The sequence below is a fragment of the Kosakonia sp. genome (assembly GCF_032104925.1).
In the GTDB taxonomy this organism is placed as follows: Bacteria; Pseudomonadota; Gammaproteobacteria; order Enterobacterales; family Enterobacteriaceae; genus Kosakonia.
The window spans coordinates 77,990-101,438 of sequence record NZ_DAMCGF010000015.1; the positions used below are offsets into that span (position 1 = coordinate 77,990).

The window sequence follows — 23,449 nt, forward strand, 5'->3', positions numbered from 1 at the left end:
CGGGCAAAAAAAAGCCACCCCGCAGGGTGGCCTTCGTTATCAGACGGCAGTCTGGAAAATCACGCCGTCCGCTTTTTCGGTGTACTGGTTCAACTGGTCAAAGTTGAGGTAACGGTAAGTATCGACAGCGGTTTTATCCACCTGCGCCATAAAGTTGAGATACTCTTCCGGCGTTGGCAGTTTACCGATCAGCGCCGAAACCGCCGCCAGCTCCGCAGAAGCCAGGTAGACGTTCGCACCGGTACCTAAACGGTTCGGGAAGTTACGGGTTGAGGTGGACACCACCGTCGCGCCGTCTGCAACACGCGCCTGGTTACCCATGCACAGGGAGCAACCCGGGATCTCAATACGCGCACCGCTCTTACCAAACACGCTGTAGTAACCCTCTTCGGTTAACTGCGCGGCGTCCATACGGGTCGGCGGCGCTACCCACAAGCGGGTCGGCAACTGGCCTTTATGGCTATCCAGCAGTTTACCGGCAGCGCGGAAATGACCGATGTTGGTCATGCAGGAACCGATGAACACTTCGTCGATGCTTGCGCCCTGAACGTCAGAGAGCAGACGCGCATCGTCCGGATCGTTCGGTGCACAGAGGATCGGCTCTTTGATTTCCGCCAGATCGATCTCGATCACCGCCGCGTATTCCGCGTCGGCATCCGCTTCCAGCAGTTGCGGATCGGCCAGCCATTTCTCCATGCCCTGGATGCGGCGCTCCAGCGTACGGCGGTCGCCGTAGCCTTCGGCAATCATCCACTTCAGCAGCACGATGTTGGAGTTCAGATACTCAATAATCGGCTCTTTGTTCAGCTTAATGGTACAACCAGCAGCGGAACGCTCAGCAGAAGCATCGGTCAGCTCAAACGCCTGCTCGACTTTCAGATCCGGCAGACCTTCGATCTCCAGAATGCGGCCGGAGAAGATGTTTTTCTTACCTTTCTTCTCAACGGTCAGCAGACCCTGTTTGATCGCGTACAGCGGGATCGCATGCACCAGATCGCGCAGTGTAATACCCGGCTGCATTTTGCCTTTAAAGCGCACCAGCACCGATTCCGGCATATCCAGCGGCATCACGCCGGTCGCAGCGGCAAACGCCACCAGACCTGAACCCGCCGGGAAGGAGATACCAATCGGGAAACGGGTATGCGAATCGCCACCGGTACCAACCGTATCCGGCAGCAGCATACGGTTCAGCCACGAGTGGATAACGCCGTCGCCCGGACGCAGCGAAACACCGCCACGGTTCATGATGAAGTCGGGCAGCGTGTGGTGCGTGGTCACGTCAACCGGCTTCGGATACGCCGCCGTGTGACAGAAGGATTGCATCACCAAATCGGACGAGAAGCCCAGGCACGCCAGGTCTTTCAGCTCATCACGCGTCATCGGCCCGGTGGTGTCCTGAGAACCTACAGAGGTCATTTTCGGTTCGCAGTAGGCGCCAGGGCGGACACCGGCCACACCGCAGGCACGGCCAACCATTTTTTGCGCCAGCGAATAACCACGGTTGCTTTCCGCCACGTCTTTCGCCTGACGGAAAACGTCGCTGTGCGGCAGGCCCAGCGCTTCACGCGCTTTGGTGGTCAAGCCACGACCGATAATCAGCGGAATACGGCCACCGGCGCGCACTTCGTCAATCAGCACTTCGGTTTTCAGCTCAAAGCTCGCCAGCAGTTCGCCGGTTTCGTGATTACGGACTTCGCCTTTGAACGGGTAAACGTCAATGACGTCGCCCATGTTCAGGCTGTTAACATCCACTTCGATCGGCAGCGCGCCGGCATCTTCCATGGTGTTAAAGAAAATTGGCGCGATTTTGCCGCCGAGCACCAGGCCGCCGCCGCGTTTGTTCGGCACAAACGGAATGTCGTCGCCCATAAACCACAGCACCGAGTTGGTGGCGGATTTACGCGAAGAACCGGTGCCCACAACGTCGCCCACATAGGCCAGTGGGAAGCCCTTTTTCGCCAATGCTTCAATTTGCTTGATCGGGCCAACGCTACCCGGTTGATCCGGCTCAATGCCTTCACGGGCGTTTTTCAGCATCGCCAGCGCGTGCAGCGGGATATCCGGGCGCGACCAGGCATCCGGTGCCGGGGAGAGATCATCGGTGTTGGTTTCGCCCGTGACTTTGAACACGGTAACGGTGATTTTCTCGGCCAGCGCCGGGCGGCTCAGGAACCATTCGGCATCGGCCCAGGACTGCATCACCTGTTTGGCGTACACGTTGCCCGCTTTCGCTTTCTCTTCCACATCGTAGAAGTTATCGAACATCAGCAACGTGTGGGACAGGGCTTTGGCGGCGATCGGCGCGAGCTTTTCGTTGTCCAGCGCGTCAATCAGCGGATGAATGTTATAGCCGCCCTGCATGGTGCCCAGCAGTTCGATCGCTTTTTCAGGGGTAACCAGTGGGGAGGTGGCATCGCCTTTGGCGATAGCGGCAAGGAAACCCGCTTTTACATAGGCAGCTTCATCAACGCCTGGTGGGACACGGTTAGCCAGCAGGTCAATCAGAAATTCTTCTTCGCCAGCAGGCGGGTTCTTCAGCAGCTCGACAAGCCCTGCCATTTGGGTTGCATCTAATGGTTTTGGCGCAATCCCCTCAGCGGCACGTTCAGCTACGTGCTTACGGTATTCTTCTAGCACGACGGTTCTCCTCGCTCTCATTGTCATAATGCGGCAGGCGTTTCTCTTCACGCTCCTGTGAGACAGCAGTTTGTAGGGTAAATCCGCGAACCGCGTCGGGCAGCATAGCAGGATTTTCAGGGGGTGTTAATCTGTTTACAAAAAAGCAACATTAAATACTTGCTGAATCGTTAAGGACGGAATAAAGCAGGCGGGAGAAGGTTTTAACGACAGAGAATCCTCGCCCACCGGAATGAAAAACGGCCCCGCAGGGCCGTTTGGTTACATAGCTGTTACGCCGAACCTAACAACGAACGCACATTACTGTTGGCATACTTTTCCGGGGTGACGGTTTGATCCACCAGCTTACCCAGTACGTATTTTTGCACCGTTGAGCGGTTGTTCACCTGCTCGTTATGACCGACGCTTGCCAGTTGCCCGCGACCGTTATAGTTGAGCGTGGTGGTGTTCTCTTCATCGTTTTCAACCAGATGGTAGAAGTAGTTTTGCGACGACTTCATTTTGTTCAGCGCCAGCGGAATCGACGGGTCGATAGCCTCATGCCAGGCGGCGCTCAGATGGCTGCGTGCCGTCTGCTTCACGGTTTTTGAGCCGTCATCACGTGTCTGCTCTTCGGAAGACTGCGAGGCGGTATAAGCGAAGCGATCTTTCTCTTCTTCATGCAACGGATTAGGTGATTTCTCGGTTTGCACGAGCGACAGCGAAAAATCATTCAGCCCGCTTAATTGCGAAACGCCACTCGTATCAAGGGTGAGGTTTTGGCCTGGGGTGACTTTGGCGCTTTCCGCATCGCGAGTGGTGTTCAGCGCGCGGAATACAGATTTCATCGCTTCCATCTGGCCACGATCGCCATTTCCGGCAATACGCGCTTTATCGAATTTATCGTCATACGCCTTCAGCGCCAGCTGCTGTTGGCCGTAGCTGCCGGAGAGCGCAGGTTTGGACATATCGCTGCTCATCTTCAGCGAATAGTCGCCATCCTGGTAGGCAACGGAGCGCGCTTTGTCATCGGCATGGAAATTAAGCGACTGCAGCGAATCATCGCCATTGCGTATATCGGTTTTCAGATCGACGGATTTCAAGCGGTTGCTATCAAAGTTGGTTAAACCGGAGATATCCAGTTTCGGCGGTTGCTGCCCCAGTCCGCTGAGCGCTTTGCTTAACGCACTGCCGAGGTTCGCCACTGCCGCCGCATCATCATCATTTAGCGCCTCGCCCTCCGTTTTCACCTCAACCGCGATGCCGTTGTCCTGCTGGGTCATCGTCAGGTGAACAGTCGAGCCGGATTTGGTGGCGATACTGAGCGTCACCGCTGATTTGTTCGCACCGGCGCTGGCCCCCACATCTGTGCTCACCCCGGTCAGTGCCTGGGTGAAATCGCCACGGTTCTCCTTCAGATTGCCAAGCAGCGCGCTGCCAAGGCCTGCCATCGAGGAAACCGAAGCACTGCCCAGTGCCGATTGCATCAGCCCCTCAATAATGGGGTTGGACTGCTGTGCAACACCGGTGCTCATTTTTTTCGGTGACAGGCTATAAACCGCCGAAATCTCTGAAGTCTGGCTACCGAACATCACTTTCGCCGAGGTGTTATTGTTAGCGACGGCGTTATTACTGCTGGCGGCACGTGCAGCAGCGCCAACCTGTGTTGTCGCGTTCACGCGCGTAACAGAAGGCAGCTGTAAGGCAAAACTAAGTCCGCGGATCATGACGATGAAACTCCCTCTCTCACCGATAGTGGTAGTCATCTACCATCGGCAGTTTTTGCACAATCTTTATACTTTGCGGATGAAAACCCTGAATTCATCACGAAATACAATAAAAAAAGCGAGCCAGTTCCCTGACTCGCCTATTTCAGGCTACCCATGCATTCATCATGTGGAATGCAAAGGCGGCTTACATAATGTTAGCGACAGATTTCGCCAGCTGCGCTTCGAGAACCGGTTTGGCTTCTTCGAATTTCAGGTTCACTTTGTTCGCGTTAGACACAACACGCGTCTGGTATTTCGCGCGGTTGCCTTCTTCGGTGCTGGTTTGCAGCTTGATACCGGAAGTGCCCTGACGCAGCGCTGCACCTTCGTAACCACTTTTCCGGTATACCAGGGTTTCAGGCAGATCCATTTTGTCGACTTTCAGCACGCTGGCCTGGCTCCAGTCAACGGGAAAAAGGCAAAAAAAAGCAGCCCGCAGGCTGCCTTATCTTAAACTGGCGAAACTTACTTTTTCTTCGCTTTCGGGTTCGGCAGGTCGGTAATGCTACCTTCGAACACTTCAGCCGCCAGACCGACGGATTCATGCAGCGTCGGGTGCGCGTGAATGGTCAGCGCAATGTCTTCCGCATCACAGCCCATTTCGATAGCCAGACCGATTTCACCCAGCAGCTCGCCGCCGTTGGTGCCGACAATCGCGCCACCGATAACACGGTGCGTCTCTTTGTCGAAAATCAGTTTGGTCATACCGTCAGCGCAGTCAGAAGCGATAGCACGGCCGGAAGCAGCCCACGGGAAGGTGGCGGTTTCGTAGCTGATGCCTTTCTCTTTCGCTTCTTTCTCGGTCAGACCCACCCATGCAACTTCCGGCTCGGTGTAGGCGATAGACGGGATAACTTTCGGATCGAAGTAATGTTTCTTACCGGCGATAACTTCAGCGGCCACGTGGCCTTCATGCACGCCTTTGTGCGCCAGCATCGGCTGACCGACGATATCGCCGATAGCGAAGATGTGCGGCACGTTGGTGCGCAGCTGTTTATCAACACGGATAAAGCCGCGTTCGTCCACTTCCACGCCTGCTTTGCCAGCGTCGAGGTTTTTACCGTTCGGCACACGGCCGATAGCCACCAGCACGGCGTCGTAACGCTGCGCTTCAGCAGGGGCTTTTTTGCCTTCCATGGAAACGTAAATGCCGTCTTCTTTCGCTTCAACGGCGGTCACTTTGGTTTCCAGCATCAGGTTGAATTTCTTACCGATGCGTTTGGTGAAGACTTTAACGATATCTTTGTCTGCGGCCGGGATAACCTGGTCGAACATTTCAACCACGTCAATCTCTGAACCCAGCGCATGGTACACAGTACCCATTTCCAGACCGATGATACCGCCACCCATAACCAGCAGGCGTTTCGGTACGGATTTCAGTTCCAGGGCGTCGGTAGAATCCCATACGCGCGGATCTTCATGCGGAATGAACGGCAACTGGATCGGACGGGAACCCGCCGCGATGATAGCGTTGTCGAAGTTGATCACGGTTTTGCCGTTTTCGCCTTCCACTTCCAGGGTGTTCGCCCCGGTGAATTTACCCAGACCGTTAACCACTTTCACTTTACGGCCTTTGGCCATACCCGCCAGACCGCCGGTCAGCTGAGTGATAACTTTCTCTTTCCAGGTACGAATCTTGTCGATATCGGTTTTCGGCTCGCCGAAGACGATACCGTGTTCAGCCAGCGCTTTGGCTTCTTCGATAACTTTTGCAACGTGCAGCAGCGCTTTAGAAGGGATACAACCCACGTTCAGACAAACACCGCCGAGAGTGTTGTAACGTTCAACGATGACGGTTTCCAGACCTAAATCAGCGCAACGGAAGGCAGCAGAGTAACCTGCCGGGCCTGCCCCAAGTACCACGACCTGAGTTTTGATTTCAGTACTCATCATGACCTCTTATTGATTTCCGGCGGTCAGGGGTACTTCATGTCGCCCTTCATCCACCGGGACGTTCTATCCGCCCGCAGTTTACAAAATTGTTAACAATTTTGAAACAACAAACGGCAAACGATTTGTCCTTTTGCCCCTGATAACCCCAACAGCCCTATGAGATTACCAGAAAAAAGCCGGCCGTCAGGCCGGCTTCTTCGATTACATCACCAGACGGCGAATGTCAGACAGCATGTTGTTGATGATGGTGATAAAGCGCGCACCATCAGCACCGTCAATCACACGGTGGTCGAAGGAGAGCGAAATCGGCATCATCAAACGCGGTACGAACTCTTTACCGTTCCAGACCGGCTCCATTGCAGATTTGGAGACGCCCAGGATAGCGACTTCCGGCGCGTTCACAATCGGCGCGAAGTGGGTAGTTCCCAGGCCGCCGATGCTGGAGATGGTGAAGCAACCGCCCTGCATTTCGCCTGCGGTCAGCTTACCGTCACGCGCTTTCTTGGAAATCACCGTCAGTTCGCGGGACAGCTCGGTAACGCTCTTCTTGTTCACGTCTTTAAAGACCGGAACAACCAGACCGTTCGGGGTATCCACCGCAACACCGATGTTGATGTATTTCTTCAGTGTCAGGCGCTGACCGTCTTCAGACAGCGAGCTGTTGAAGCGTGGCATCTGCTCAAGCGCAGCAGCGACGGCTTTCATGATGAAGACAACCGGGGTGAATTTCACATCCAGTTTGCGCTTCTCAGCTTCGGCGTTCTGCTGTTTACGGAACGCTTCCAGATCGGTGATATCGGTTTTGTCGAAGTGCGTAACGTGCGGGATCATCACCCAGTTACGGCTCAGGTTCGCACCAGAGATTTTCTGGATACGGCCCAGTTCCACTTCTTCGATTTCGCCGAACTTGCTGAAGTCCACTTTCGGCCACGGCAGCAGACCCGGCAGAGAACCGCCAGTCGCGCCAGCGGCAGGTGCGGATTCAGCGCGTTTCACTGCGTCTTTCACGTAAGCCTGAACGTCTTCGCGCAGGATACGGCCTTTACGACCGGTGCCTTTCACTTTTGCCAGGTTAACGCCGAATTCGCGCGCCAGGCGGCGGATCAGCGGAGTAGCGTGGACGTAAGCGTCGTTTTCCGCGAAGTCAGATTTACCTTCTGCTTTCGCAGCCGGTGCCGCAGCAGGTTTAGCAGCCTGAGCCTGAGCCGGGGCAGCAGCAGATGCCGGAGCGGCAGCCGGAGCCGCGGCAGGCGCAGCGCCTTCCACTTCGAATACCATGATCAGCGAGCCAGTGGAGACTTTGTCGCCCACGTTCACTTTCAGCTCTTTAACAACACCGGCGAACGGTGCCGGGACTTCCATAGAGGCTTTGTCGCCTTCTACGGTGATCAGAGACTGTTCAGCGGAGACTTTGTCACCCACTTTCACCAGCACTTCGGTCACTTCTACTTCGTCACCGCCGATGTCAGGTACGTTGACTTCTTTCGCGCCAGCCGCAGCTGCCGGTGCGCTCGTCGCAGCCGGAGCGGCTGCCTGAGCCGGAGCCGCAGCAGGTGCAGCACCCGCCACTTCGAAGATCATGATCAGCGAGCCGGTAGAGACTTTGTCGCCGGTGTTGATTTTGATCTCTTTCACGGTGCCTGCGAACGGCGCCGGAACTTCCATAGAGGCTTTGTCGCCCTCTACGGTGATCAGAGATTGTTCTGCCGCAACGGTGTCGCCCACTTTCACCAGAATTTCGGTGACTTCAACTTCGTCACCGCCGATGTCAGGGACGTTCACTTCTTTCGCTGCCGCGGTTGCTGGCGCAGCAGCGGCCGGAGCGGCTTCTTTCTTCTCTTCTGCCGGAGCAGGTGCAGCGGCTGCTGCACCATCGGCGGAATCGAAAATCATGATCAGTTTGCCCGTCTCGGTTTTGTCGCCAACAGAGACTTTGATCTCTTTAACAACGCCAGCCTGCGGAGACGGAACTTCCATAGAGGCTTTGTCGCCTTCTACGGTGATCAGCGACTGTTCAGCGGAAACGGTGTCGCCCACTTTGACCAGAATCTCGGTGATTTCAACTTCATCAGACCCGATGTCCGGTACTTTGATTTCGATAGCCATTATCTCTTTACCTCTTACGCCAGACGCGGGTTAACTTTTTCTGCATCGATGTTGAATTTGGTGATTGCTTCCGCCACCACTTTCTTGTCGATTTCGCCACGTTTAGCCAGTTCGCCCAGTGCTGCTACCACCACGTAAGAAGCATCAACTTCGAAGTGGTGACGCAGGTTTTCACGGCTGTCGGAGCGACCGAAGCCATCAGTACCCAGTACGCGGTAGTCATCAGCCGGTACGTAAGTACGAACCTGCTCGGCGAACAGTTTCATATAGTCAGTTGATGCCACAGCCGGTGCGTCGTTCATCACCTGAGCGATGTACGGAACGCGCGGCGTTTCCAGCGGGTGCAGCATGTTCCAGCGCTCACAATCCTGGCCATCACGCGCCAGTTCAGTGAAGGAGGTGACGCTGTACACGTCAGAGCCCACGCCGTAGTCGTTCGCCAGGATCTGCGCTGCTTCACGCACGTGACGCAGGATAGAACCGGAGCCCAGCAGCTGAACTTTACCTTTGCTACCGGCAACGGTTTCGAGTTTGTAGATACCTTTGCGGATACCTTCCTCGGCACCTTCCGGCATCGCCGGCATGTGGTAGTTTTCGTTCAGCGTGGTGATGTAGTAGTAAATGTTCTCTTGCGCTTCACCGTACATACGCTGCAGACCGTCATGCATGATGACTGCCACTTCGTACGCGTAAGACGGGTCGTAAGAGATACAGTTCGGGATAGTCAGCGACTGAATATGGCTGTGACCATCTTCGTGCTGCAGACCTTCGCCGTTCAGGGTCGTACGACCCGAAGTACCACCAATCAGGAAGCCGCGAGCCTGCTGGTCGCCAGCCTGCCAGCACAGGTCACCGATACGCTGGAACCCGAACATGGAGTAGTAGATGTAGAACGGGATCATCGGCAGGTTGTTGGTGCTGTAAGAAGTCGCAGCCGCCAGCCAGGATGCGCCAGCACCCAGTTCGTTGATGCCTTCCTGCAGGATCTGACCTTTCTCGTCTTCTTTGTAGTAAGCAACCTGCTCACGGTCCTGCGGGGTGTACTGCTGGCCGTTCGGGCTGTAAATACCAATCTGACGGAACAGACCTTCCATACCGAAGGTACGCGCTTCGTCGGCGATGATCGGCACCAAGCGATCTTTGATCGACTTGTTCTTCAGCATCACGTTCAGGGCACGCACGAAAGCGATGGTGGTGGAGATCTCTTTATTCTGCTCTTCCAGCAGCTGGGAGAAGTCTTCCAGCGCAGGCAGATCCAGTTTTTCGGTGAAGTTCGGCTGACGAGACGGCAGGTAGCCTTTCAGCGCCTGACGACGTTCGTGCAGGTATTTGTGCTCTTCAGAACCTTCCGGGAAGGTGATGTAAGAGAGGTTTTCAACCTGCTCATCGGTAACCGGAACATTGAAACGATCGCGGATATAACGCACGCCGTCCATGTTCATTTTCTTAACCTGGTGAGCGATGTTTTTACCTTCTGCGGTATCGCCCATGCCGTAACCTTTGATGGTGTGGGCCAGGATAACAGTCGCTTTACCTTTGGTTTCACGCGCTTTTTTCAGTGCCGCGTAAACTTTCTTCGGATCGTGGCCGCCACGGTTCAGGGCCCAGATCTGCTCATCAGTCCAGTCTGCAACCAGCGCTGCGGTTTCCGGGTATTTACCGAAGAAGTGCTCACGCACATACGCGCCATCTTTGGATTTGAAGGTCTGGTAATCGCCGTCGACGGTTTCGTTCATCAGCTGGATCAGTTTACCGCTGGTATCTTTACGCAGCAGCTCATCCCAACGACCGCCCCACATCACCTTGATAACGTTCCAGCCAGCACCTGCGAAGATGCCTTCCAGTTCGTTGATGATTTTGCCGTTACCGGTTACCGGGCCATCCAGACGCTGCAGGTTACAGTTGATGATGAAGCACAGGTTATCCAGTTTTTCACGGGTGGCGATGGTGATAGCGCCTTTGGATTCCGGCTCATCCATCTCACCGTCGCCGAGGAAGGCGTAAACGGTTTGCTCAGAGGTATCTTTCAGACCACGGTGTTCCAGATATTTCAGGAACTTCGCCTGATAGATCGCACCAATCGGGCCCAGGCCCATGGATACAGTCGGGAACTGCCAGAATTCCGGCATCAGTTTCGGGTGCGGGTAAGAGGAGAGGCCTTTACCGTGAACTTCCTGACGGAAGTTGTTCATCTGCTCTTCAGTCAGACGACCTTCCAGGAATGCACGTGCGTAGATGCCCGGAGAGATGTGGCCCTGGAAGTACACCAGGTCGCCGCCGTCTTTCTCGTTACGCGCGCGGAAGAAGTGGTTGAAGCAAACTTCATAAACGGTCGCGGAAGACTGGAAGGACGCCATGTGGCCGCCCAGCTCAAGGTCTTTTTTGGACGCGCGCAGAACCGTCATGATGGCGTTCCAGCGGATAGCTGAACGAATGCGGCGTTCCAGTTCCAGATTGCCCGGGTATTCCGGTTCATCTTCAACGGCAATAGTGTTTACATAGTTGCTCGCCCCTGTGCCAGCTGCCACTTTCACACCGCCTTTGCGGGCTTCAGAAAGGAGCTGGTCAATCAGATACTGAGCACGCTCAACACCTTCTTCACGGATGACCGATTCGATCGCCTGTTGCCAGTCGCGAGTTTCGATCGGATCCACGTCATTTTGGAAACGTTCTGACATGGGGGGTATTCCTTATCTATCTAATACGTTGATTTGTCTGGAACCTGTCCCATTGCATTCTCATGCCTTTTCGTTCAAACCACAAAAGTGCAATAAGACAGGTTCTGCGTTTAGTTGCCGCGCTCTAAAGTTTGGCGCTGGTGTTACAACTCTTCCGGTACAACCTGCACCAGAAAATCTTAATTCTTTCTCTGCTCTAACCGGCGAAGCGAGCGTTCACGACGGCTCTGCTCACGGCTACGATCCAGCAAAATCTCTTCAATAAACGCCAGGTGGCGGTGCGACGCTTCACGCGCCTCTTCCGGCTTCCCGGCCATGATCGCCGCGAAAATACTCGAGCGATGGTTGCTGACAAGCGGCAGCATTTCGCGGCGCGCGTACAGCAATTCAAAGTTCTGACGAACGTTTTGCGCCAACATGGGCTCCATGCAGCGTAGCAGATGAAGCAGCACAACATTATGTGCCGCCTCGGTTACGGCTATTTGATACTGCACGACGGCACTGGATTCCGCGTCCAAATCCCCGGACTGCTGCGCCCGCTCAATGGCCTGGTGCAGCTCGCTGATCCGCGCTTTGTCTTCATCGGTGCTGCGCAGCGCCGCGTAATATGCAGCAATGCCTTCCAGCGCGTGGCGGGTTTCAAGCAGGTCAAACTGGGATTCGGGATGATCGGCCAGAAGCTCAACCAGCGGATCGCTGAAGCTTTGCCACAGACTGCTTTGGACAAAAGTACCGCCACCCTGGCGACGAAGGAGCAGGCCTTTCGCTTCGAGGCGCTGAATGGCCTCGCGCAGTGAAGGACGAGAAACATCGAACTGTTTGGCCAGTTCGCGCTCTGGAGGCAGTTTCTCGCCGGGACGCAACGTACCTTCGAGAATCAAAAACTCCAGTTGCTGCTCAATCACATCGGAAAGCTTTGGTTGGCGGATTTTGCTGTAGGCCATTGTTCCCTGTCTCTACCACTCGCCCGGAGTAAATTGGTCTTACCAATTTCATGTTCTTGACGCTAAAGTAACAAAGTATTCACCTTCTGTCCATACAGGTTTTGATTGAAATCAGGAAACCACGCACATTTTAACAATGTTACAGAAATAGCGTTTCAAAGATGTAACCTTGCACAAATGCCTCGTTTACCACGAAAGAGGCAGTTTTAACTTTCCTGAAACGCCAATTAAGGCATATGAACCGATTCAGTTCGCCAATATATGAATAAATATTCTTTTAATGCGCATAAAACAAAGAAATAAGGCCATTGAGGGAGTAGATGGGGTACGCAGAAACGGTTTCTTTTTTATCCGCTCGTCATCAGAGTTTCATAAAGCAGATGCATTCCCGCGCACTTATCACTATTCTGAGCCCTATGAAAGGGATTGACGAAAAAACACGTCGACATTTCGTAAACAAAAAAATACAAAAAACGGAATTTATTTATTACACGCAAACCGCAGCGTACAAATAACAACCACACACGAGGTTTCATAATGGAAGGTCAACAGCACGGCGATCAGCTAAAGCGCGGCCTTAAGAACCGCCACATTCAGCTTATCGCGCTGGGTGGCGCTATTGGGACTGGCCTGTTTCTGGGCAGCGCATCCGTCATTCAATCTGCCGGTCCGGGGATAATTCTGGGTTATGCCATTGCCGGTTTTATCGCGTTTCTCATCATGCGCCAGCTTGGCGAAATGGTGGTTGAAGAGCCGGTAGCAGGCTCATTCAGCCACTTCGCTTACAAATATTGGGGCAACTTTGCAGGCTTTGCTTCCGGCTGGAACTACTGGGTGCTGTACGTGCTGGTGGCGATGGCGGAGCTTACCGCCGTCGGAAAATATGTGCAGTTCTGGTGGCCAGAAATTCCAACATGGGTTTCCGCCGCCGTGTTCTTTGTCATTATCAACGCCATCAACCTGACCAACGTGAAAGTGTTTGGTGAGATGGAGTTCTGGTTCGCCATTATTAAGGTTTTCGCGGTTGTCGCGATGATCGTATTTGGCGGCTGGTTGCTGTTTAGCGGCAGCGCTGGCCCGCAGGCTACCGTGCGTAACCTGTGGGAACAGGGCGGTTTCCTGCCGCACGGCATCGGTGGGCTGGTGATGATGATGGCAATCATCATGTTCTCCTTCGGTGGTCTGGAACTGGTGGGGATCACCGCCGCAGAAGCCGATAACCCGGAACAAAGCATTCCGAAAGCCACCAACCAGGTTATCTACCGCATTCTGATTTTCTATGTGGGTTCGCTGGCCGTGCTGCTCTCCCTGCTGCCGTGGACGCGTGTTACGGCTGACACCAGCCCGTTTGTGCTGATCTTCCATGAACTGGGTGACTCGTTTGTGGCCAACGCGTTGAACATTGTGGTGCTGACTGCCGCGCTCTCTGTTTATAACAGCTGCGTGTACTGCAACAGCCGTATGCTGTTCGGTCTGGCGAAACAGGGCAACGCGCCGAAAATACTGCAACACGTGGATAAACGCGGCGTGCCGGTGAACACCATCATCACCTCTGCGCTGTTTACCGCGCTGTGTGTGCTGATCAACTACTTCGCCCCGGAATCCGCGTTTGGTCTGCTGATGGCGCTGGTGGTTTCCGCGCTGGTGATCAACTGGGCAATGATTAGCCTGGCGCACATGCGTTTTCGCCGCGCCAAGCAGCAGCAAGGGGTTACGCCGCGTTTCCCGGCGCTGTTCTATCCGCTAGGGAACTGGGTCTGCCTGATCTTTATGGCAGCGGTGCTGGTGATCATGCTGATGACAGACGGCATGGCGATCTCCGTCTACCTGATCCCGGTGTGGATAGCCATCCTCGGCGTCGGCTACCTGCTGAAGCAGAAAAACGCCAATGCCGTGAAAGCGCATTAATCCTTACCCACTCCCCCCTCTCCCGCCAGGGAGAGGGGTGTTATCACTGTGTTACCTTCCTCACACTTTCCTTCCCATAGCCATTTTGTCCATCTCTGTGGCCTGATCCTGCTACGCAAACAAAAATTTACAGACAAATACTTCATGCCATATCTCAAAGGGAGAACCGGCAATGGACAACAACAAACTGTCTGTTAAAGAAAAGATTGGCTATGGCATGGGCGACGCCGGATGCAACATTATCTTTGGCGCTATCATGCTGTTTGTTAACTATTTCTATACTGATATCTTCGGCCTCGCACCTGCGCTGGTTGGGGTATTACTGCTGTCGATTCGCGTGATTGATGCGGTGACTGACCCGCTAATGGGGGCGCTCGCTGACCGGACACAAAGTAAATATGGCCGTTTTCGCCCGTGGCTGTTGTGGATAGCCGTACCTTACGCCGTCTTCAGCGTGCTGATGTTCACCACGCCGGAATGGACTTATAACAGCAAAGTTATCTATGCCTTTGTCACCTATTTCCTGTTGTCGCTCACCTATACCGCGATCAATATCCCCTACTGCTCGCTGGGCGGTGTTATCACTAACGACCCGAAAGAGCGCGTTGCCTGCCAGTCGTATCGCTTTGTGATGGTCGGCATTGCCACCCTGCTGTTGTCGCTCACGCTGCTGCCGATGGCCGAGTGGTTCGGCGGTGCGGATAAAGCCAAAGGCTACCAGATGGCGATGACGGTGCTGGCGTTTATCGGCATGTGTATGTTCCTGTTCTGCTTTGCCACCGTGCGCGAACGTATCCGCCCGGCGGTGCCAACCAATGATGATCTGAAAAAAGATTTCAAAGACGTGTGGAAAAACGATCAGTGGGTGCGCATCCTCCTGCTGACGCTCTGCAATGTTTGCCCTGGTTTTATCCGCATGGCGGCCACCATGTATTACGTCACCTGGGTGATGGGGGAAAGCACCCATTTCGCGACGATGTTTATTAGCCTTGGCGTGGTCGGCATGATGCTCGGCAGTATGCTGGCAAAAGTGCTGACCGACCGCTGGTGTAAACTGAAAGTCTTCTTCTGGACCAATATCGTGCTGGCGTTCTTCTCCTGTGCCTTTTACTTCTTTGACCCGCACGCCACGGTGCTGATTGTGGTGCTCTACTTCCTGCTGAACATTCTGCATCAGATCCCTTCCCCGCTGCACTGGTCGCTGATGGCGGATGTCGATGATTACGGCGAGTGGAAAACCGGCAAACGCATTACCGGTATGAGCTTCTCCGGCAACCTGTTCTTCCTGAAAGTGGGGCTGGCAGTTGCCGGGGCGATGGTCGGTTTCCTGCTCTCCTGGTATGGCTATGACGCCGGAGCTAAACAGCAAAGCGCCAGCGCCATTAACGGCATCATGCTGCTGTTTACCATTATTCCGGGCGTCGGCTACCTGATCACCGCAGGCGTGGTGCGCTTGCTGAAAGTCGACCGTGAACTGATGAAACAGATCCAGGCGGATCTGGAAAAACGCCGCGTCAACTACCATGAACTGACCGAAAATCAGCATTTACCGGCGGGCGATAACGTAAGGAATGCATAATGAATAACTGGCCGAACCCGTTTATTGAACAGCGCGCTGACCCGTTTATCCTGCGCCATCAAGGCGAGTACTATTTCGTTGCCTCGGTGCCGGAATATGACCGGCTGGAGATCCGCCGCGCCAGTACGCTGGAAGGCCTGCGGGATGCCGAGGGCGTGGTAGTCTGGCGCAAACCGCAAAGCGGCCCAATGAGCGAGCTTATCTGGGCACCGGAGCTGCATCACATTGATGGCAAATGGTATCTCTACTTTGCCGCGACCTGGACCAAAGCGCTGGATGCGCTGAATATGTTCCAGCACCGCATGTTCGTACTGGAGTGCGCGGATGCCGATCCGCTCAGCGGTCGCTGGGTCGAAAAAGGCCAGGTAAAAACGCCTTTCGATACCTTTGCGCTCGATGCCACGACCTTTGAGCATCAGGGGAAACGCTGGTATTTATGGGCGCAAAAAGCGCCGCATATTGCCGGGAACTCCAACCTCTACCTGGCGGAAATGGAAAACCCGTGGACGCTGAAAGGCGAACCGGTAATGTTAAGCAAACCGGAATTTGACTGGGAGTGTCGTGGTTTTCTGGTCAATGAAGGCCCGGCGGTATTGTTCCACGGCGATAAACTCTTTGTGAGTTATTCCGCCAGCGCTACTGACGAAAATTACTGTATGGGCTTGTTGTGGATCGATATCACCGCCAACCCGCAGGATCCCAAAAACTGGCATAAATCGCCGCAGCCGGTGTTTAAAACCAGTTATGAAAACCGCCAGTACGGCCCGGGGCACAACAGTTTTACGCAAACGCCGGAAGGGGAAGATGTACTGGTCTATCACGCACGGAATTACACCGAAATTGAAGGCGATCCGCTTTACGATCCCAATCGCCATACCCGCCTGAAAACAATTTGCTGGCAAGAAAACGGGATGCCCGATTTCGGCATCCCGGCAGCAGATAATCAGTGATACTGCGGCACGCGGTTAAATCAGCGTGCCGTAAATCGTTAACAGCGCCACCACGACCACCAGCACCAGCGACGTTTTTTTCGCCATTGAGACAGCGGCTTTCGGCGTTTCGACTTTATCGGTGTGCGGCTCGCGCGCCAGCGAGAACTGCGCAAGACGCGTCAGCACCTGGTATTGTGAAGTATGGCGATCGCCCAACGACGCAAACCAGGCCGGGAGCGCTTTTTCACCGTGCCCAACCAGCGCGTAGACCACACCCGCGAGGCGCACCGGTATCCAATCCAGCAGATGCAAAATCGCGTCAATGCCAGACTGCTGACGCTCGTTTGGCGTTTTGTAACGCGCCAGCCAGTATTGCCACGCACGCAATGAGGCGTAACCGACCAGCAACACGGGTCCCCACGACGCACCGACGATAAACCAGAACATTGGCGCGAGATAAAAACGGAAGTTGATCCATACCAGCGCGTTTTGCAGCTCGCGCAGAAACTCGCGCTCGTCGCAGCCTGGCGGCACGCCGTGGATCAGCGTCAGCTCATTCGCCATTGCCGTGTGGGCATGTGCGTCATTGCGCGCTGCCGCTTTCAGATAGGCGTGATAGTGCAGCCGCACTTTACCCGCGCCGATACACAACACGCCGAGCAAAATCCACACCACCAGCAGCGGAACATTGAAAAACAGCCCATACAATGCGCGCAAAATCAGGAAGGTGACCAGCATCGCCAGCGCGGTCATCAGCAACGTTCTGAACATGGAGTAGTGTTTTACCCGCCGGAACAGCACTTCCATCCGATGATCCAGTTGCCAGTGCTCGCCCAGTTTAAACAGCCGTTCTGCTGCTAATACCAGCAACAGGGTGAATAACGTCATGGCATCTCCTTTTCTGACATACCGGCAACCAGCGCACGAAATCTCGCCCAATCAAAAGCCGGCCCGGGATCGGTCTTGCGTTCGGGGGCGATATCGCTATGCCCGGTCATATTGTCGGCAATCGACGGGTAAAGCTCAATCACCGTTCGTGTCACCGCCGCCAGCTGGCGGTATTGCGCATCGGTATAAGGCAGATGATCGGTGCCCTCAAGCTCGATACCAATGGAAAAGTCGTTACAGCGTTCCCGCCCATGATACGAAGAGACGCCCGCATGCCAGGCGCGTTTATCAAAAGGCACATACTGCACAATCTCGCCATCACGGCGAATCAGGCAGTGTGCGGAAACGCGCAGATGAACAATCTCTTCGAAGAACGGATCGGCGCTGGCATCCAGCGTGCCGGTGAACAGCGCGTCTATCCACGGGCCGCCAAATTTACCGGGGGGCAAGCTAATATTATGTACCACCAGTAATGAAGGCTGTTCATCGTCCGGGCGGCAATCAAAATGGGGAGACGGCACATGCCGCGCCTCAACCAGCCAGCCCTTGCGTAACTGCATAAGGAACTCCTTATAGAGGATGGTGCTGAAACACGCTTCAGAGTAGCATGTTTGCACTGTGTCCCGTAATGGCGTTGCCAGCAGGACATCACCTAACTTTGTGATTCGTTACCCTTTTTGGAGTTTATCATGCCGCCTCGCCGCTATAACCCCGATCACCGACGTGACGCGCTGCTCGAACGCATCGAGCTGGATATCCCCGCCGCCGTGGCTCAGGCCCTGCGTGAAGACCTGGGTGGAGAAGTCGATGCAAATAACGACATTACCGCGCAATTGTTACCGCCAGAGAACCGCTCTCATGCGGTGATCATCACCCGTGAAGACGGCGTATTCTGCGGCAAACGCTGGGTTGAAGAGGTCTTTATTCAACTGGCGGGCGATGATGTCGCCATCACCTGGCATGTCGCGGATGGCGACGTGATTCACGCTAACCAGCCGCTATTTGAGCTTGAAGGCCCTTCGCGCGTGTTGTTGACCGGCGAGCGTACCGCGCTCAATTTTGTCCAGACACTTTCCGGTGTCGCCAGCGAAGTACGCCGCTATGTGGATCTACTCAGCGGTACTAAAACACAGCTGCTGGATACCCGCAAAACGCTGCCGGGGCTGCGCACCGCCCTGAAATACGCGGTGCTATGCGGTGGCGGCGCGAACCACCGGCTGGGTCTATCCGATGCATTCCTCATCAAAGAGAACCACATTATCGCTGCGGGTTCTGTACGTAAGGCCGTTGAGCAAGCCTTCTGGATGCATCCGGATGTGCCGGTTGAAGTCGAGGTGGAATCGCTGGAAGAGCTGGATGACGCCCTGAAAGCCGGCGCGGACATCATCATGCTGGATAACTTCGCCACTGAACAAATGCGCGAAGCCGTGAAGCGTACCCATGGTCAGGCGCGGCTGGAAGTTTCCGGCAACGTGACGCAGGAAACCCTGCGCGAATACGCCGAAACCGGTGTTGATTACATCTCGGTCGGGGCACTCACCAAACATGTTCGCGCGCTCGACCTGTCAATGCGCTTTCGTTAGTCCTCACTTTTGAACGGGCCACAGGCCCGTTTTTTTTGCGTGCTAACTCGCACCTTTTTTGTTGTGAACTGCAATTTCATCAACAACGCTGGAAGCCTCTTTCCCACTCTTCTTTTTGCGTCTCGCCAGCCAGTCCAGAGGCTGACAGAGTAGCGGCTCAAAACAAGGAGCCGTTTATGAACAGACAGCAAGGATTCACCTTAATTGAGCTGATGGTGGTTATTGGCATCATTGCCATTTTGAGCGCTATCGGTATTCCTGCCTACCAAAACTACCTGCGTAAAGCCGCGCTAACCGACATGCTGCAAGCCTATGTTCCCTATCGCACCGCAATCGAGTTATGCGCGCTGGAGCGCGGTGGCTTAGATACCTGCGATGCCAGCAGTAATGGCATCCCCGCGCCAACAACCACGCGATATGTTTCTGCCATGAGCGTTGCAAAAGGCATCGTCACGCTGACCGGACAAGAGAGCCTGAACGGGCTGAGTGTGGTCATGACGCCACAGTGGAACAGTGCCGAGGGGATGCAGGGTTGGACGCGCACATGCAATACGCAAGCGGATAGCGCACTGCAACAGGCTTGAGAAGATGTTTTCCGTACCGGACGCTAAGGAGCAGCAATGAAAGAGGACAAACTTATCGCGCTCTGCCAGCGCCACAATGCGGTTGTGCTCAATAACGAAATCGATGTGCTCACTATTGCAGTCGTGGATAGCCCCAGCACAGAGCTGATGGAATCGCTGCAATTCGCGGTGCAAAAACGCATCGATATCCGCTGCTGGACACCGGAACAGATGGATAAGCACCAGCAGGTAACCGCGCAGCCCCCAGTACCGGTAATACAAGAGCCCAAAGAAGAGAGCGGCTCTGCGGTAGAAATTTTAAACCACACGCTGCAACAGGCACTGATACTACGCGCTTCCGACATCCATTTTGAGCCCGGCGAAACCCAGTATGTCATTCGCCTGCGTGTTGACGGGGTACTGCATGCTTTAACGCCGCTCCCCGGCACACTTGCCAGCACACTGACAGCAAGGCTAAAAGTGCTCGGTAATCTTGATATCGCCGAACGACGTCTCCCGCAGGATGGACAGTTCAATGTCGAGTTGTCAGGGCAGTCTGTTTCGTTTCGTATCGCAACCCTGCCCTGCCGCCACGGCGAAAAAGTCGTCTTACGGCTTTTGCACCAGGTTAACCAGGCGCTGGAGATCGCCGCCCTTGGTATGACGGAAACGCAAATGGCGCTCTTTAATAACGCGCTGGCGCAACCACAGGGGCTGTTGCTGGTCACCGGGCCTACCGGCAGTGGTAAAACAGTGACGCTATACAGCGCACTTCAGGCGCGTAACAAACAGGAGGTCAACATCTGTAGCGTTGAAGATCCGGTCGAGATCCCGCTGAACGGTTTGAATCAGACGCAGATTAACCCACGTGCCGGGTTGACCTTTCAAAGTGTGCTGCGCGCCTTACTGCGCCAGGATCCCGATATCATTATGGTCGGCGAAATCCGCGATGGCGAAACGGCGGAAATCGCCATCAAAGCCGCACAAACCGGCCACCTGGTGCTGTCGACATTACACACCAACTCGACCAGCGAAACGCTGGTGCGCATTCAGCAAATGGGGGTTGCGCGCTGGATGATCTCTTCCGCGCTTTCGTTGGTTGTCGCACAGCGGCTGGTGAGAAAACTGTGCCCGCATTGCCGCAAGCTGGGAGTGGAAAACAACCATTTGCCCGACAATCTGTGGCCGCGCCCGCTGCCTCGCTGGCGCGCCGAAGGTTGTGAGCAGTGCTATCACGGTTTCTATGGACGCGTCGCGTTATTCGAAGTACTCGCCATCACCCCGGACGTTCGCCAGGCCATCGCCAGCGATCTCAGCGCGGATGAGATCGAACAGCGGGCACGCGCAGGGGGGATGACTACCCTTTTTCAGCATGGCTGCCTCGCCGTTGAACAAGGGCTGACCACGTTCGAGGAGCTGGTACGCATATTGGGTTTCCCTGATGGCAAGTAAACAACTCTGGCAATGGTCCGGGCTCGAAAAAAGCGGTGAACTGCAAAGTGGGTTGTTCTGGAGCGAAAACCGCACCAGCACACTGTTGCTGTTGAACCAACAGCAAATTCATCCGCTTGCGATAAAGCGCTGCGTTATACGGCGCGCACTCTGGAAGCCGGAACACAGCAGCCAGTTACTTCATCAACTGGCAACTTTACTGCGGGCAGGACTCACGTTGCCGGAAGGGTTACAACTTCTGGCTGAACAGCACCCTGCAAAGCAATGGCGCGCATTGTTACATCATCTGGCACAAGCGCTGGAACAGGGTGAAACCTTCTCCGCTGCGCTGCGCCAATGGCCAGAGGTGTTTCCACCGCTCTGGCTGGCGATGATTCGCACCGGTGAATTAACCGGCAAGCTGGATGAGTGCTGCTTTAAACTCGCCAGCCAGCAAAAAGCGCAACGAGAGTTAACACTGAAAGTGAAAAAAGCACTGCGCTATCCGTTAATAATCCTCGCACTGACTGCCGTCGTGGTGCTGGCCATGATCTATCTGGTACTACCGGAATTCACCGCCATTTACCGGACATTCAATACCCCGCTGCCGATGCTGACGCGAGGTGTCATTGCGGGTGCTGCGATCATGCAGCAAGCGGCACTGCCCTTAATGGTGTGCGCATTATTAACAGGTGGTGTTTTACGGATGCTGCGCAACCATATAGGCTGGCAACGCCATCGGCAGCGGTTACTACTGGCAAGCCCGATCATTGGCCCGCTGGTTCGTGGCCAGCGCCTGAGCCAGATATTTACCGTCCTGGCACTGACGCAGCGTGCGGGGATCGCGTTTTTGCAAGGGCTGGAGAGCGTACGGGAAACTCTCTCCTGCCCTTACTGGCAGGCGGTGCTGCAACGCGCGCATCAGGAAATTACTCAGGGTGCGGCTATTTCGGCAGCGTTACAACAGAGTGGTGAATTCCCACCATTGTGCATTCAGTTGGTTCGCACAGGGGAAGTTTCTGGCGCGCTGGACAGCATGCTGGAGAATCTGGCCCGGCATCATAGCGAACAAACCCAGCGTCAGGCTGATGGTCTGGCCGCAGTGCTGGAACCGCTCTTACTGGTGGTTACTGGGCTTATTATCGGGGTATTAGTTGTGGCAATGTATTTGCCCATCTTTCATCTGGGAGATGCGATGAGTGGTGGCGGATAATGCAGGCGCAACGCTGTGCGCCTGCAAACTCGTCAGAGGCTATTGAAAACGCGGTTTTCCTGCTCCTGAACGCGGATAAAGGTGGTGCGTTTGGTCAGCTCTTTCAGGCGGGAAGCGCCAACATAAGTACAGGCTGAACGCAAACCACCGAGGATATCGCGCGCGGTATTTTCCACCGGGCCACGCAGCGTCAGCTTCACGGTTTTGCCTTCCGCCGCGCGGTAACCTGCAACACCACCAACGTGGCGATTCATGGCGGATTCAGAGCTCATGCCATAGAAAAGCATGTATTTCTCACCGTTTTCTTCAACGATGGTTCCACCACTCTCTTCATGGCCCGCCAGCATACCGCCGAGCATAACGAAATCCGCGCCGCCGCCGAAAGCTTTCGCCACATCGCCAGGTACGGTACAGCCACCGTCACTGACAATCTGCCCCCCGAGGCCATGAGCCGCATCGGCACACTCGATCACCGCAGACAACTGAGGGTAACCGACGCCGGTTTTTACGCGAGTGGTGCACACAGAACCCGGGCCGATACCCACTTTCACGATGTCGGCGCCGGAAAGAATCAGCTCCTCACACATTTCACCCGTGACGACGTTACCGGCACAGATAGTTTTATTTGGCCAGGCTTCACGTGCTTTAGCAACGAACTGCACGAAATGTTCTGAGTAACCGTTCGCCACATCGATGCAGACAAAATTCAGATCTGCATGTAACGCGAGGATCTGTTTGGTTTTTTCGAAATCGGCATCGGATGTGCCAGTAGAAACCATCACATGACGCAGCACATCTGCAGACTCACGCTGAATAAAGGCTTTCCAGTCTTCAACAGAGTAGTGTTTGTGTACAGCGGTAAGAATATCGAAGGACGCCAACGCTTTCGCCATCGCGAACGTGCCAACGGTATCCATATTGGCAGCGATAACGGGTACGCCGGACCAGTTCATCCCGGAATGTTTAAATGTGAATTTGCGCTCCAGTTCAACATCGGAACGGCTTTTGAGGGTAGAACGTTTAGGGCGGATAAGAACGTCTTTGAAACCTAATTTCAGATCTTCTTCAATACGCATGTGTGCAGATTCCTGGGGTTAATGGCGACATGACAAACTCACAACTCCAGTGACGCTATCATACGCGCTAATAAGGACCGTGCAAGACTGCGAAATTCTCTTTTTTTACGCTACAATCCTATAAATTTACCTGGTGAACAGGCAAGTTTGGGTTAATTGATTTCATTGTCGCTTGCTTTAATCACAACCAACTGAATAATCTAATAATTATATTAGCACTTTTGCGTTTTTCTCTTATCAGAGACGGCAAAATACCGTTACGAAAGCAGG

16 protein-coding genes and 1 pseudogene are annotated in these 23,449 nt (G+C 54.6%); 7 read left to right on the top strand and 10 right to left on the bottom strand.

Annotated features, from left to right (window positions below; all coding sequences use genetic code 11):
* Positions 1–39: 39 nt before the first annotated feature.
* The 7 genes and pseudogenes from acnB to pdhR form a co-directional block, all read right to left on the bottom strand.
* Positions 40–2,637 carry a bifunctional aconitate hydratase 2/2-methylisocitrate dehydratase gene (gene acnB / locus RT644_RS21610; protein WP_020456573.1) on the bottom strand — a complete coding sequence of 866 codons (2,598 nt, stop codon included), beginning with the start codon at positions 2,635–2,637 and terminating at the stop codon, positions 40–42.
* 272 nt (positions 2,638–2,909) lie between these two features.
* Positions 2,910–4,343: a hypothetical protein gene (locus RT644_RS21615; protein WP_313628048.1), complete on the bottom strand. Its 1,434-nt coding sequence runs from the start codon at positions 4,341–4,343 to the stop codon at positions 2,910–2,912.
* Between the two features lie 187 nt (positions 4,344–4,530).
* Positions 4,531–4,788, bottom strand: a pseudogene (gene traT / locus RT644_RS21620) (complement resistance protein TraT); the annotation flags it as partial.
* A gap of 62 nt (positions 4,789–4,850) precedes the next feature.
* Positions 4,851–6,275 carry a dihydrolipoyl dehydrogenase gene (gene lpdA / locus RT644_RS21625; protein ID WP_044489788.1) on the bottom strand — a complete coding sequence of 475 codons (1,425 nt, stop codon included), beginning with the start codon at positions 6,273–6,275 and terminating at the stop codon, positions 4,851–4,853.
* 204 nt (positions 6,276–6,479) lie between these two features.
* Positions 6,480–8,384, bottom strand: coding sequence for a pyruvate dehydrogenase complex dihydrolipoyllysine-residue acetyltransferase (gene aceF / locus RT644_RS21630; protein ID WP_313628050.1), 1,905 nt, complete (start codon positions 8,382–8,384; stop codon positions 6,480–6,482).
* A 14-nt stretch (positions 8,385–8,398) separates the two neighbouring features.
* Entirely contained in the window at positions 8,399–11,062 is a 2,664-nt protein-coding gene (aceE, locus tag RT644_RS21635) for a pyruvate dehydrogenase (acetyl-transferring), homodimeric type (protein ID WP_020456568.1), read from the bottom strand.
* A gap of 179 nt (positions 11,063–11,241) precedes the next feature.
* A complete protein-coding gene (gene pdhR / locus RT644_RS21640; protein WP_017457950.1) occupies positions 11,242–12,006 on the bottom strand; it encodes a pyruvate dehydrogenase complex transcriptional repressor PdhR in 765 nt (254 codons plus the stop codon).
* 534 nt (positions 12,007–12,540) lie between these two features.
* On the opposite strand from pdhR, the gene aroP reads away from it, so the two are divergent.
* The 3 genes from aroP (at position 12,541) to RT644_RS21655 (ending at position 16,443) form a co-directional block, all read left to right on the top strand.
* Complete coding sequence (aroP, locus tag RT644_RS21645) at positions 12,541–13,914, top strand: aromatic amino acid transporter AroP (protein ID WP_313628068.1); 1,374 nt, start codon at positions 12,541–12,543, stop codon at positions 13,912–13,914.
* A 172-nt stretch (positions 13,915–14,086) separates the two neighbouring features.
* Positions 14,087–15,493 (top strand): glycoside-pentoside-hexuronide (GPH):cation symporter, encoded by a 1,407-nt coding sequence (locus RT644_RS21650; protein WP_045511951.1) that lies wholly within the window; start codon positions 14,087–14,089, stop codon positions 15,491–15,493.
* Complete coding sequence (locus tag RT644_RS21655; RefSeq protein WP_313628053.1) at positions 15,493–16,443, top strand: family 43 glycosylhydrolase; 951 nt, start codon at positions 15,493–15,495, stop codon at positions 16,441–16,443. The genes RT644_RS21650 and RT644_RS21655 overlap by 1 nt, the downstream gene beginning before the upstream one ends.
* 15 nt (positions 16,444–16,458) lie before the next feature.
* On the opposite strand, the gene ampE is transcribed toward RT644_RS21655, so the two are convergent.
* Both ampE and ampD read right to left on the bottom strand, forming a co-directional pair.
* A complete protein-coding gene (gene ampE, locus RT644_RS21660; RefSeq protein ID WP_020456563.1) occupies positions 16,459–17,313 on the bottom strand; it encodes a beta-lactamase regulator AmpE in 855 nt (284 codons plus the stop codon).
* Entirely contained in the window at positions 17,310–17,873 is a 564-nt protein-coding gene (ampD, locus tag RT644_RS21665; RefSeq protein ID WP_020456562.1) for a 1,6-anhydro-N-acetylmuramyl-L-alanine amidase AmpD, read from the bottom strand. The genes ampE and ampD overlap by 4 nt, the downstream gene beginning before the upstream one ends.
* A 129-nt stretch (positions 17,874–18,002) precedes the next feature.
* Between ampD and nadC the strand changes: the two genes are divergently transcribed.
* The 4 genes from nadC (at position 18,003) to hofC (ending at position 22,103) form a co-directional block, all read left to right on the top strand.
* Complete coding sequence (gene nadC / locus RT644_RS21670; protein WP_044489563.1) at positions 18,003–18,896, top strand: carboxylating nicotinate-nucleotide diphosphorylase; 894 nt, start codon at positions 18,003–18,005, stop codon at positions 18,894–18,896.
* Between the two features lie 176 nt (positions 18,897–19,072).
* Positions 19,073–19,480: a prepilin peptidase-dependent pilin gene (gene ppdD / locus RT644_RS21675; RefSeq protein WP_313628055.1), complete on the top strand. Its 408-nt coding sequence runs from the start codon at positions 19,073–19,075 to the stop codon at positions 19,478–19,480.
* 36 nt (positions 19,481–19,516) lie between these two features.
* Positions 19,517–20,911, top strand: coding sequence for a type II secretion system protein GspE (gene gspE, locus RT644_RS21680; RefSeq protein ID WP_313628057.1), 1,395 nt, complete (start codon positions 19,517–19,519; stop codon positions 20,909–20,911).
* Entirely contained in the window at positions 20,901–22,103 is a 1,203-nt protein-coding gene (gene hofC / locus RT644_RS21685; protein WP_313628059.1) for a protein transport protein HofC, read from the top strand. Before gspE ends, hofC begins: the two co-directional genes overlap by 11 nt.
* A 32-nt stretch (positions 22,104–22,135) precedes the next feature.
* On the opposite strand, the gene RT644_RS21690 is transcribed toward hofC, so the two are convergent.
* Positions 22,136–23,179 (bottom strand): GMP reductase, encoded by a 1,044-nt coding sequence (locus RT644_RS21690; RefSeq protein WP_020456557.1) that lies wholly within the window; start codon positions 23,177–23,179, stop codon positions 22,136–22,138.
* Positions 23,180–23,449 lie beyond the last annotated feature (270 nt).